We start from the raw sequence: 12,886 nt of genomic DNA on the forward strand, positions 1-12,886 counted from the left end.
ATTGATCCTCGTTTCACTCCGGTCGGATTATGCGGCTTAAAGCAAAATCTCGAAAAGACCACAGGACTTCCTGATTAATCGGCGTGAAAGCAAAGACTGTGACGACCATTTCTGGCCGCCACAGATCATAAACAGGGTAAGCTAAATTGACTTACTGGACGTTTGCACCAACCACGCTGTCCCAGTTCTTGGTGATTTCTTCCTGAGCGGTTTCAATCTGTTCAAGAGTTGGGAAAATCGCTTTTTCGTAAGATTCTGCTGGTGGCAGCTTGTCGAGCAGTTCCTGTGGAATCTTGCCAGCCTTGGCCATCGCGTTGAAGCGGATCGGGTGGCAGTAACCCTTCAGATAACCAAGCTGACCATCATCCGAATAAATATGCTCCATCCAGAGCTTTGCAGCATTTGGATGCGGTGCATAGGCACTGATTGCCTGTACATAAACGCCAGCAACGACGCCAGTCTTCGGGATCACAGTTTCGATTTCCGGATTGCCTTTGAGCGTATCACGGTCTGCGAGTGCATTGTAATCCCAGCGAATGACGATTGGGGTTGAACCCTGCGCCAGAGAAGCTGCTTTACCGATCACTGGAACGAAGTTGCCAGCGGCATTGAGTTCCTTGAAGAATTCAAGGCCTTTCTTGCCGGCTTCAGCGCCTGGTTCAGCGCCGCGTGCGATGCCTGCAGCGTGAACGCCGAGGATTGCCTGTGCGGAAACACGTGGATCACCGGCCAGTGCGACAGAGTTTGCGTAATCGCTTTTGAGCAGGTCTTCCCAATCCTGTGGGACGTCCTTAACGATGTCCTTGTTCACTTCGAAACCAAGAACGCCGTAATAGTCGCCATACCAGTAACCTTCAGGGTCCTTGGCACTATCAGGGATTTCGTCCCAGGTCGCGACCTTGTAAGGCTGAATCAGGCCGTCTTTCTTGGCAGTTGTGCCAAAAGCAAAGCCAACATCGATGACGTCAGGAGCCTGCGGGCCCTTGTTATCCTTGTTTGCCTTGATGGCCTCGATCTCGTCGCCCGAACCGGCATCAGGGTTCAGCTCGTTAACCTTGAGGCCATACTTGTCTTTGAAGCTCTTGATGATGTCGCCATAGCCGCACCAGTCATGTGGCAGCGCGATTGTGGTCAGTTCGCCTTCAGCCTTCGCAGCGGCGATGAGTTCAGCTGATGGTTCAGCGGCAGCGATCGAAACCCCACCGACAGCGATTGCCGTCGAAAGCGACAGCAGACGCGCAGTAAATGCAAGCATGTTAAACTCCCCTGTTAAGTCGGGCGAACGCTCCCGGTCGATTCCAGTGTTCGCGCACTCCCGATAGCCGTCCTAGATGACGGTTGGATGACAGTTTGTTGTTTGTCACAAATTATCAACGACGGAAAGTGAAACACGTTTTCAGAGACTTAGCAATTGACCCTAACAGATGAACTGCATTTTTATGACAATTAATATGACAAAGGTTTCGTCACTGTCATAATTTAAAAAGACGCTTTTCTCATAACGACAGGAGTTTGCCTGCGCGCGGCATTGCCGGCACAGATTGGTTTCGAATGAAAATATTTGAAGAATTATCGAAGCGAAGCCGGTTTCGTATGAAACCGTGCCTTATGTCATAAAATGGCTTTTAGTGACCTCCACCGCCACCCGCGGCCTGTTTCGGCTTGCGCAGCATGATCGCACACACAGCCAGTGAGCAGAACATCACCGTCAGGATAAAGAACACGTCGATAAATGACATGAGTGTCGCCTGCTGGCGCACCATTCCGGACAATTTGGCAATGGCGACAGTCGGGCCGTCGAGACCGGCTGCGTTATATTTGGCAGTCAGGTTTGCCAACATCTTTTCGGCTTCGGCATTGCCCCAGCGCACATGTTCGGCCAGCCGTTCGTAATGCATATCGCTGCGGCGCATCAGGATCGTGTTGATCACCGCGAGGCCGACAGCGCCGCCGAGATTACGCGTCAGGTTGAAAAGGCCGGAAGCATTTTTCATTAAAGACGGCGGCAAAGTTCCAAGCGCCAGATTGTTGATTGGAACCATACACAGCATCAGCGAACAACCACGCAAAATCTGTGGGATGAGAAGTTCGTAGAAATCCCAGTCCGCGGTTAGGCCCGTAACCATCCACGTACCCGCGGCAAAGCCCAGGAAGCCGATCATCATCATCAGCCGCGGGTCCATGCGCGTGGACAGAAACCCTGCAATCGGTGCTGTAAAGAACATGGCAAGGCCGCTGACAAACAGCGCTTCACCGATCATGAGAGCGTCGTAGCCACGTATCTGACTGAGATAGAGCGGATAAAGATAGGTAAGCCCATAAAGACCAACCCCCATCACGAATGAGAACAGCGAACCGAAGGCAAAGTTGACATTCTTGAAGGCTCGTAAATCTACGATCGGCTCTTCGGCGGTGAACGCTCTGTAAAAGAACAAAAGACCGCCGATCATCATAACACCGGTCAGAATGAAGATGGCTTCATCCTGTAACCAATCATTGCGGGGGCCTTCTTCCAGAACATATTCCATCGAACCGAGGAAAGCTGCCATCCCGGCAAGACCCCACCAGTCGAACTTGCTCAGCAGTGAGCTGTCGCCTTCGTCGAAGTCGATAAGGTTCCATGCTGCGATTGTGACGAGGATGCCGGGACCGACATTGACCAGAAACAGCCAGTGCCATGAGAAAGCATGGCTGAGATAGCCGCCGATGGTCGGGCCGATGGTTGGCGCAAGGGTGGCAACAAGGCCGATCATTGGTGACACAATGGAGCGCTTGGATGGCGGAAAGATCGTGAAGGCTGCCGCAAACACGCTCGGGATCATGCCGCCGCCGATAAAGCCCTGAATGGCGCGATAGACGATCATTTGATCGATATTGGTGGCAGTCGCGCAGAGCATGGAGGCAAGCGTAAAGCCCGCAGCGGAAACGGTAAACAGCACGCGGGTGGAGACAAGGCGCCCGAGGAAGCCCGAAAGCGGAATCATGATGACTTCCGCAATCAGATAGGATGTCTGCACCCAGGAGATTTCATCGGAACTCGCGCTCAGGCCTGCCTGAATTTCAGACAGCGATGCAGACACAATCTGGATATCCAGAATGGCCATAAACATGCCGAACACCATCGCAAGAAAGGCAATCGCCTTCTTGGGATCGATACGATCATCTGCGGGAGCCATAGGCCCCATCGTGGTGCTTGCAGCCATGAAGGCGCACTCCGAAAAGGAAAAAGGAGGTGGTGCATCGATGAAGTGCGCACCACGTAACTATTCGTTGAAAGGCCGTGTGGTGCCCTAGCTTTCTGGGGCCGTTCGGGTATCGATCTCAACGGTTACGCTAAGGCCTGCACGGATTTTGCCAGAGTCGAGTGCGTCCTGCGGGATCGTGATACGCACCGGGACGCGTTGTACGATCTTGGTAAAGTTACCCGTCGCGTTTTCAGGTGGCAACAGCGAGAAGACCGCGCCCGAAGCCGGTGCAACCGATGCAACCTTGCCTTCAAAATAAGGGCCGTCGATGGCATCAACATAGATGCGTACAGTTTCGCCAGTTTTGATATGGCCGAGCTGCGTTTCCTTGAAGTTTGCATCGATATAAAGTGCATTCACAGGAACGAGTGCCGCAATCTTCTGGCCAGCCGAAACAAGATCGCCCTTCTTGCCAGAAAGATTGCCGACGACACCATCGAAAGGTGCGCGAAGGGTGGTGAAGTTAAGATCGCGGGCGGCCTTGTCACGGGCGAGCTCCAGCGAACGCATGGTGCTTTCCGCTTCCTTATACTGCGCATTCAGCACTTCGATATTGGCATTTGCAGAAGCGATCTGCGCATTCGAGCCGGCAAGCTTTGCCTTGGCCTGATCAAGCGAAGACTGTGCATTATCCAGTTCCGATTGCGCCGAGAAGCGCGTATCATGCAGCTTCTGGACGCGTACCATTGTGCTCTCGGCATTCTTCAAAACAGCCTGCGAAGCCTGTTCGTCCGCCTGAGCCTGCTGCAAACTCGCCTTTGACGCGTCAATCTGCGCGTTGATGCGCGCAAGTGTCTGCTTCTGCGTGTTGAGCTTGGCTTCCGCATCGTCGAGTGCGATCTGATAATCACCGGCATCAAGCTGGAAGATCACATCGCCGGCTTTGACGTGCTGGTTGGCAACAACTGGAATATTTTCGATATAGCCGGTGACTTTCGGTGCAATGGAAGCAATGTCGCCCTGCACATAGGCGTCGTCCGTTGAAACCATGAAGCGGCCAACAGTCCACCATTCATATCCATACCAAAGTCCGCCCGCCACCGCAGCAATGAGAACGACCGGCAGAACAACGCGCTTGCCGAGGCCCTTTTTTTTACCACCCTGCGCAACGGCTGGTGCGGTTGTATCTGGAGAAGTCTGTGGAGCAGGCCGTTCCCCCATTGGTTCGGCGCTCACTCTGGACTGTTCTTCCTGACCAACAGGCGTCGGGAACGGTCGAATATCAGCTGTATCGACAGATTTGTGTGCGGACATGAGACAAACTTTCTGTATAACCGCTTCAACGAACCGCTTGGTTCGATGTTGACTTAGAGCAATAACTTGCCCATATCAAGTCTCATCGAACCGATTGGTTCGAGAAAATTATGAGTTTTGTACAATGAATTGTGATCAGCGCATAGAAAAGAACGCATCGATGGTTAGCGAAAGCACACCCGTCCAAACCGAGAGTGGTGCCGATTTGGAATGTGGCCGCACCCGTCTCGGTGCAGGGCAGGACCCCGCAAAGCGCCAGCAAATTCTTGAAGGCGCACAAAATGTCTTTTTGCGGATGGGCTTTGATGCTACAAGCATGAATGACATCACGCGCGAAGCAGGCGTTTCAAAGGGAACGATTTACGTTTATTTCAATAGCAAGGAAGACTTGTTTGTTGCGCTTTGTGAACATTATCGCCAGACGACATTCAGCCAGATGGTCGACAAGATCGACAAAGGCTTTTCCAATCGCGAGGAATTGGCAGAATTCGGTGTGACACTTGTCACGCTTATTACGTCGTCCACGGCCATTCGTGCTCAACGTATTATCCTCGGTGTGAGCGAAAGAAAGCCGGAACTGTCTGCGCGTTTTTATGAACGTGGTCCCAAACGTAGCCACATGATTATGGCGGACTATTTTTCGAGAATGATTGAAGCTGGGAAATTTGAGCCCTTCGACCCCATTCAAAAGGCGTATCAACTTACAGATTTATTCCTTTCAGGTCTCTATCGTCCACGTCTGTTCGGCGTGCTGGAGGAGCCGCCATCGCCAGAAATGATCAGGGATAATGTTGAATCGGCGCTCGATATGTTTTTCAAGGCGCATGCAAAAACACCTGCGAGTGTTTCAAAATAGGACAATCTGCGGTGCATTGAGCGGGTTTTGACGTTGTGTATCCCACAATTCGGCTTTTCTTTGCGGGAGCCATATTTTCGTACAGTTCTTGTGTGTAATCCGTGGCAATCAATTAATTGCGGGTTGCCAGGCAGCCTATTTTTTATGTGACTGAAAAGCGATTGAATATTCAATGGAGTCGATTCGCCGCTCATTTTTTTAACGCGGAAGTTGAAGCGACATCCTTCTGTTTACTACCAAGGATTTTATGCAATGACTCTCGATTTGATTCATTTTCCAAATTTTAAAAAGACTTTTTTCGGAAGCTCTTTTCAAAGTGATACACTGGCCCTTTTGACACGTATTCGCGATGAAATTGGATGTCGGCATATCGTTCATACTTACCGGGGACGGATCGCGGATTGCTCAAAACCCAATTCAGCGGATTTGACGGTCGTTATGACTTCTCCACCAAGCTGGGTGGCGCGATATTCTTCGAAAAATTACTTTGTTATAGATCCCATTTTTCAGGAAGATGCACCTTATTTCCGTAGCGATGTCAGCGGCATTGTCCGAGACCTCAAAGAAGATGCGGACAAATGTCCTGCTGTCGCGGAAATGCTATTGGATGCCGAAAAACACGGCATTGGTAATGTTCTGATTGCCGTTTCTGCACGTAATCCGAAGGGAGCTGTAGGCTGTACGCTTTTTAGCTTCGATTTGGAAGAAGGCGAAAACAGAGAGCAATTCGTCGCAAAGCTGCGCCCCCGTTTGCTCAGTGTCTCTGGTATTATTCATAATAGTCTTTGCGGATGTAAAGACACCAGCGCTGCTGCTTCTCTTTTGACACCACGCGAAGTAGATTGTCTACGTTGGGCTGCTAATGGCAAAACAGACGGAGAGATTGCTGAAATTCTCAGTATCGCTCGTTGGACAGTCGTTACATATCTTCAAAACGCTAAGATAAAGCTTAATTGCTCGAACAGAACATCAGCTGTGGCTACAGCCCTTTCTTTGGGTATTATTGATATGCCGGAGGTTCAACATCTTATGTAATTAATATTTAAATGTATTTGAAATAAATACATAGAATTTGTTATCAGTAATTGAATGATAATAAACGTTATTTATATTATACAGATAAATAAATTATTCTTTCTTAGAGCGTATCTTTGTCTGCAAGCCGTTTAACGCTTTGGGGATGCGCTCTAATAACAAGGCGGCTCAAGGTGCTTATGCATCACGTCTTGAGAATGTTCTGTGGCCACATAGGTTCAACCAAAGCTCGATCCGTTTTACTCTTCGAGCTTTGGTCTAAATAATCGTGGCCGGATGTACCGGAATTTTCAAGCCGAGATTATCCCGTAATGTCGCACCATCATAATCGCTGCGGGCAAGCCCGCGGCGACGAAGCTCCGGCAGAACCAGCTCGGCAAAATCTTCCAGACCTGTTGGGAAGATCGATGGCATCACATTGAAGCCATCTGCGCCATAAGTTTCAAAACGTTCTTCAAGCGCGTCAGCAACATCCTTGGCAGTGCCGACGATTTGCAGATGACCACGCGCGCCCGCAACCCGTAGATAAAGTTCGCGAATGGTCAAATTTTCGCGCCGCGCCAATTCAAACAGAAGCTGCTGTCTGCTTTTGCTGCCTTGAGTTTCCGGCAACTCAGGTACGGGACCGTCAAGGTCAAACTGCGAAAGGTCGGGACCCGACCAGCCTGACGAAAGTAGATTGAGCCCCACCGATGGGTGAATGAGGTTCTGCAGCTGGTCGAATTTATCCTGCGCCTCCTGCCGTGTGCGACCAACAACCGGAAAAATGCCCGGCATGATTTTGATATCATCAGGATTACGACCATAGCGTGCTGCACGCTGTTTGACATCCTTGTAGAAGTCCGAAGCTTCCTCGACCGTCTGTTGCGCGGTGAAAACGACATCCGCACTTTTTGCTGCCAGCTCCTTACCCGCCGCAGATGAGCCAGCCTGCACGGTCACCGGATGGCCTTGTGGCGAACGCGGCACATTCAACGGTCCCTGAACCGAGAAATACTTGCCTTTGTGATCCAGCACATGCCGCTTGTTCGGGTGGAAGAACCGTGCTTGCTCCTTGTCGTAAAGAAAGGCGTCATCTTCCCAGCTATCCCATAGCCCTTTGACGACATCGGCGAATTCTTCAGCCCGTTCATAACGGTCGGCATGTTCATAATGACGGTCGAGATTGAAGTTGCGTGCCTCAAAGTCGCTGGCCGAGGTCACAAGGTTATATCCTGCGCGACCACCGCTTAAATGGTCAAGCGACGCAAATTTTCGTGCGATGTGAAAAGGTTCATTGAAGCTTGATGAAGCCGTTGCGACAAGACCGATATGGCTGGTGACAGTGGAGAGTGCAGATAAAAGCGTGAGTGGCTCAAACTGTGCTACATAGCTGTGCGCTGTGCGGCTCAGAATTTCGAGATTGTCGCCACGCGTGCCAGCACCATCAGCAAGAAACAGAAGATCGAATTTGGCTGCTTCTGCCAGCCCGGCAATATTGCGATAATAATCGAAATTGATGCCAGCATTTGCAACAGCATCCGGGTGCCGCCATGCCGCAATATGGTGGCCGACCGGATAGACGAACAAGCCAAAACGCAGAAAACCCTCACGCTTTGCCATTTCAGGCGCTCCGGGCCTGAGATGGTGTTGCAACGGATAAGGGTGGCAGTTCCAGATTGGAGCGGAAGTCAGAACCGATATAATCCGTATCAATCAACGATCGGCGCCGAAGCTCCGGGATCAGGCCATTTAGAAGCAGATCTTCCTGATCGGGATTACCAATGCCGTGCAGCGAGAGAACGTCAACAGCACCTGTGTTGAAGCGTTCTTCAATCGCATCGACGAGCTGTTCCGGCGTGCCCGCCACTGACCAGTGGCCGGTTTCCTGCGCCTCAATGATCAACTGACGCAAGGAAAGGCCTTCACGCGCATAGCGACGGAACACTTCGACACGGCCCCGGCGGCGGTTAATGCTGGTGACTTCCGGTAGCAGGTTTTCTGGTAGCGGCTTGTCGAGCGGCAGGTCGCTCAGATCAATATGCCCGCCGAGCATATCGGCAAGTTTGATACGACCCTGATCATAATCGATTGCCTCGTGTTTATCCTTCAGGCGTCGGGCAACATCGGCTTCAGAAGAGCCAATCAGCGAATGAAGCGAATTCATGATGAATGGCAGATTGTTGCCACGGCCAAACTGAGCAGCACGACGGCGCAGCTCGGCGGCGAAGGCTACGGCATCTTCGAGCCTTGGCTGTGAGGTATAGACGACCTCAGCATAGCGTGCACCAACTGTAACACCGGCATCGGATTGACCGGCCTGAAACTGAACCGGACGCCCCTGCGGCAGAGGCGGCACATTCAGTGGACCTCTGACACTGAAATGCTTGCCTTCATAATTGATGGGATGAAATTTCGCTGGATCAACCGCGATATTACCTGATGGTTTGCGGGTGATCGCATCGCGCTCATTGGCATCATAGAGCGCATTGACGATTTCGATAAACTCCGCAGCTTTTTCGTAGCGCTCTTCCGGGCTTGGCAGATCTCCGCCGAAATTTTCCTCCCCGACCGAAGAGGTGACTGCATTCCAGCCGGTTCTGCCACAGCTCAAATGATCGAGCGTCCCAATCTGGCGCGCGAGATTGTAAGGATGCAGAAATGTCGTGGAGACAGTCGCAATAAGCCCGATATGCGATGTGGCATGAGCGAGTGCCGCCAGTGCAATCACCGGGTCCTGTGTGCCGGTGGTGCCTGCAAGACCTGCCGGATCAATCTGCAGAAGATCGGCGGTGAAAAGCCCGGTGATCCTTTCGGCTTCCGCCTTTTTTGCCAATTCTATTGCGCGTTTGAACCCAAAGCTTTTGTCCTGATCGTTGGCCGCGGACACAACATTGCTGGCACCGAACAGGGTTTTGAGGCGGCGGGTACGTGTTCTGGTCATGGAAACTTCCTCGTTTTTTAAGCAGCGCTTATCGTTGGAACTGCATCAAGCAGCGCGCGTGTGTAATTGTGCTGTGGTTGGGAAAAGACGCGTTCAACAGCGCCGCTCTCGACAATGCGGCCATCTTTCATCACCAGAACACGGTCTGTCAGATGATGAACGACGCCGAGGTCGTGGGAAATGAACAGAAGCGACGTGCCGGAGGCAGCTTGCAGCTCTGCCAGAAGGTCGAGCACCTGAGCCTGAACCGATACATCAAGCGCGCTTACAGGTTCGTCGGCCACCAGAAGTTTCGGACGCGGTGCAAAGGCACGGGCAATGGCGACACGCTGGCGCTGGCCACCCGACAGTTCACGAGGATAGCGCTTGAGAAACTGTGCGCCCAGACGCACAGCATCGAGCACTTCCACCACGCGCTTGCGCCGTTCATCGCCATAGACATGAACGGAATCGAGGCTTTCACCGACGATTTTTTCAACCGTGTAACGCGGATCGAACGAGCTTAGCGCGTCCTGTGCGATGAGTTGCATATGGGCACGTTGCGAACGGCGTTGCTCTTCGCGCAGATTGCTCCAGAGCCTGCCATCAATATGCACCGTACCCTGATCGGGTTCTGTAAGGCCCAGAACGATCTTTGCAACAGTGGTTTTGCCAGAGCCGGATTCCCCAACAATGCCGAGCGCTTCGCCAGCTTTTAGCGAGAACGAGACATCATTGACGGCCAAAGGCGTGTTGGCTTTGCCGTAATGCTTGAAAAGCCCTTTGGCTTCCAGAACATTGGTGCTTTCATCAATGCGCTTTGCCGGCAACGCTATTCTGATTTGCGGCTGGTGCGGCAGTGCTGGCGATAGCCTGTAGCCACGTGATCCGGCCGACGGAACCGCCTCAAGCAAATGCCGCGTATAGGCTTCCTTCGGCGCATTGAGGATCCGTTTTGTGGGGCCTTCCTCAACAATGCGGCCATTGTGCATGACCAGCACACGATCAGCCAGCTGTGAGACAACAGCAAGATCATGGCTGATCAGCAGAAGTGTCTGGCCTGCCCTGCGGCGCTCTGCAAGAAGATTAAGAATCTGCTTTTGAACCGTTGCGTCCAGTGCTGTGGTCGGTTCGTCAGCAATAAGCAGCGCCGGCGAACGCGCAACCGCTGTTGCGATCAGTGCGCGTTGCCGCAAACCGCCGGAAAGCTGATGCGGATATTGCAGCAATCTGCGATCGGGGTCGGGGATTCCAACTGAACGGAGCAGCGCCTTGCTACGATCCGTGACATCCGGTCGTCGGAAAAAGCCCTTCACGCCGAAGGCATCGGAAAGCTGTTGCGAGATACGGCGCAGCGGATCAAGCGAAACAAGAGCGTCCTGCAAGACAAAGCCGATCGTGTTACCGCGCAAACCGCGCCATTCCTTATCCCGATAATCGAGAACATTCAGACCATCAATCTCGAAGCGATCAGCTTCGACGACTGCTCCCGCTCCAGAAAGACCGATCAGTGCTCGCGCTGTCACCGACTTGCCGGAACCGGACTCCCCAACCAGCGCTACTGTCTCGCCGGGATGAATGGTCAGATCGATGCCTTCGACGACTTTGACGGATTGATCGTCGCGCTGAAAGCTGATGGACAGATTGCGGATTTCAACAAGGGGGGAGGTCATGACTGCCTCCGGCCTTCAAAGGCAAGTTGCCAGCGGCGTCCGAGAATGCTGATCGATATGACGGTGAGCGTGATAGCCAGGCCGGGCCAGACGCCAATCCACCAGGCAACACGCAGATAGTTTCGCGCTTCTGAGAGCATCGCACCCCATTCGGGAGCTGGTGGTTGCGGTCCCATGCCAAGAAAGCTCAAGCCCGCAGCGCTGATGATGGCTGTACCAAGTCCGATTGTTGCGAGGATCGGCACCTGTGCAATGGCGTGGGGCAATACATGCCGCAGTACGAGGATATGGCGCTTCAATCCAAACGTCTTCGCCTGCTCGACATAGCCGCTCTGTGCAATAACAAAGGTCTGCGCTCGGACGACGCGGGCGAACCGTGGAATGATGGCGACCCCAAGCGCAAAGATCAGATTGATGGTGCCCGGTCCTGTGAACGAGATGAAGACCAGCGCCAGCAGCAGGTCTGGAAACGAAGACACTACATCGAGAAAACGGGAAATTGCTTCATCGATCAGACCGCGCGATAATCCTGCCAAAAGCCCCAAAATCGAGCCAGCGATTGCTCCGATAGCCACCGCGCTAAAGCCGATCAGAACGGAATAGCGCGCGCCGTGAACCACGCGTGAAAAGACGTCGCGCCCCAGATGATCGGTGCCAAACCAATGTTCTGCCGAAGGTGGCAATTGTGCCTGTAGTGGATCGGCTAGCAACGGATCGGCTGTTATAAGCAAAGCTGGCCAGAGCGTTGCAAGCGCGATCAGTGCCAGAAAGAGCGATGGCAGTGCAAGTGCCGGGCGCGAAAGGACCAATTGGGCCAGATTACGTAAGCTTGTACCAGCCGGTTTTGCCGTCGAATGTGTTTCAAGTGCGGGGGTGACACTCATGACTTATCTCCGGCCTTCGGTTCTCAGGCGGGGATCAATCAGCAGATAGAGCACATCAACGATGGTGCTCATCAAGACATAGATAAACGCCGAGAAAATAGCGACAGCCAACACCACCGGCAGGTCGTGATAAAGCACTGCATCAACCGTGATACGTCCAAGACCGGGTCGACCGAATACGGCTTCGGTAATGACCGCACCTGAAAGAAGCCCGCCAATCAGCCAGCCGGTCAGCGTTACCGCAGGCAAAGATGCATGGCGCAAACCATGTCGCAACCGCAGCACAAGATTGCTGGTTCCCCAGCTGCGAACGGTGAGCGCAAAGGGTTCTTCCAGCGCGCGTTCCAGACCTTCGCGCAGCACCTGTCCGATGACTGCCCCAAGAGACAAACCAAGTGACAAAGCGGGCAGAACGAGTGCTGCGAAATTCCTGTCGCCTGATACCGGAAACAGCTTGAGTGTGAAGGAGAAGACGAAGAGCAGCACAATTCCAAGCCAGAAGGATGGTGTTGAAATCAGCACAAGTTCTGTGCCGGCTGCGATTGAGTGCGGCAGTTTTTTACCGGCTGTCAAAACAGCGCTGCCAACAGCAAAAACGATTGCCACAAAAAGCGCCGCACCTGCGAGTTTGAGTGTCGGCCACATCTGCGAGAACAGAAGTTGGGAAACATCCGTTTGCAGGTAATAAGAACGGCCGAAGTCGCCATGCAGAATACGTCCAAGATAGGAGAGGTACTGCACGAAAATGGGATCATCCAGACCCCATTCTGCACGAATGGCAGCTTCGACTTCTGGCGTACGCAACTGCTCGCCAATCAAGATGCTGACGATATCACCGGGCGCAAGATGGACGCTGATGAAGCTCAGTGTGATCGCGGCCCAAAGTACCAGCAGGCCTGAACTTATGCGCAGGGTGATTTGTCCCGTAAGGCTGTTGCGCGGGACTCCAAAACGCCGGGGCAACCAGCTTGCGGGTGCGCGACCGATGGTCGTGGTATTTTCAGCATCCATGATCTGTAGCTCCTCTGTGCCGAAGT

Annotated in this window: 10 protein-coding genes; 2 read left to right on the top strand and 8 right to left on the bottom strand. The window is 52.8% G+C overall.

Features of this window, described 5'->3' with window-relative positions:
* Window positions 1-151 precede the first annotated feature (151 nt).
* From H5024_RS16175 to H5024_RS16185, 3 genes are all read right to left on the bottom strand, one after another.
* Entirely contained in the window at window positions 152-1,255 is a 1,104-nt protein-coding gene (locus H5024_RS16175; RefSeq protein WP_187548144.1) for an ABC transporter substrate-binding protein, read from the bottom strand.
* Between the two features lie 370 nt (window positions 1,256-1,625).
* Complete coding sequence (locus H5024_RS16180; RefSeq protein WP_187548145.1) at window positions 1,626-3,203, bottom strand: DHA2 family efflux MFS transporter permease subunit; 1,578 nt, start codon at window positions 3,201-3,203, stop codon at window positions 1,626-1,628.
* A gap of 87 nt (window positions 3,204-3,290) precedes the next feature.
* Window positions 3,291-4,499 (bottom strand): HlyD family secretion protein, encoded by a 1,209-nt coding sequence (locus H5024_RS16185; protein ID WP_187548146.1) that lies wholly within the window; start codon window positions 4,497-4,499, stop codon window positions 3,291-3,293.
* Window positions 4,500-4,659: 160 nt separating this feature from the next.
* Between H5024_RS16185 and H5024_RS16190 the strand changes: the two genes are divergently transcribed.
* Together H5024_RS16190 and vjbR are read left to right on the top strand one after the other, a co-directional pair.
* The gene (locus tag H5024_RS16190) at window positions 4,660-5,355 is read left to right on the top strand and encodes a TetR/AcrR family transcriptional regulator (RefSeq protein WP_348770705.1); all 696 of its coding nucleotides are present in this window, start codon (window positions 4,660-4,662) and stop codon (window positions 5,353-5,355) included.
* 252 nt (window positions 5,356-5,607) lie between these two features.
* Window positions 5,608-6,390 (top strand): HTH-type quorum sensing-dependent transcriptional regulator VjbR, encoded by a 783-nt coding sequence (gene vjbR / locus H5024_RS16195; RefSeq protein ID WP_187548148.1) that lies wholly within the window; start codon window positions 5,608-5,610, stop codon window positions 6,388-6,390.
* A 258-nt stretch (window positions 6,391-6,648) separates the two neighbouring features.
* Here vjbR and H5024_RS16200 read toward each other — a convergent pair whose 3' ends face one another.
* From H5024_RS16200 to H5024_RS16220, 5 genes are read right to left on the bottom strand one after another with little or no spacing between them, the layout of a single operon-like run.
* The gene (locus H5024_RS16200) at window positions 6,649-7,992 is read right to left on the bottom strand and encodes an LLM class flavin-dependent oxidoreductase (RefSeq protein WP_187548149.1); all 1,344 of its coding nucleotides are present in this window, start codon (window positions 7,990-7,992) and stop codon (window positions 6,649-6,651) included.
* A gap of 1 nt (window position 7,993) precedes the next feature.
* On the bottom strand, window positions 7,994-9,313 hold the full coding sequence (locus H5024_RS16205; RefSeq protein ID WP_187548150.1) for an NtaA/DmoA family FMN-dependent monooxygenase: 1,320 nt from the start codon (window positions 9,311-9,313) through the stop codon (window positions 7,994-7,996).
* Between the two features lie 17 nt (window positions 9,314-9,330).
* Window positions 9,331-10,965 (bottom strand): ABC transporter ATP-binding protein, encoded by a 1,635-nt coding sequence (locus H5024_RS16210; RefSeq protein ID WP_187548151.1) that lies wholly within the window; start codon window positions 10,963-10,965, stop codon window positions 9,331-9,333.
* Window positions 10,962-11,849, bottom strand: coding sequence for an ABC transporter permease (locus H5024_RS16215; RefSeq protein ID WP_187548152.1), 888 nt, complete (start codon window positions 11,847-11,849; stop codon window positions 10,962-10,964). Before H5024_RS16215 ends, H5024_RS16210 begins: the two co-directional genes overlap by 4 nt.
* Before the next feature lie 3 nt (window positions 11,850-11,852).
* Window positions 11,853-12,860: an ABC transporter permease gene (locus tag H5024_RS16220; protein WP_187548153.1), complete on the bottom strand. Its 1,008-nt coding sequence runs from the start codon at window positions 12,858-12,860 to the stop codon at window positions 11,853-11,855.
* Window positions 12,861-12,886: the final 26 nt, after the last annotated feature.

It is taken from the genome of Ochrobactrum sp. Marseille-Q0166, from assembly GCF_014397025.1.
Lineage (GTDB): Bacteria > Pseudomonadota > Alphaproteobacteria > Rhizobiales > Rhizobiaceae > Brucella.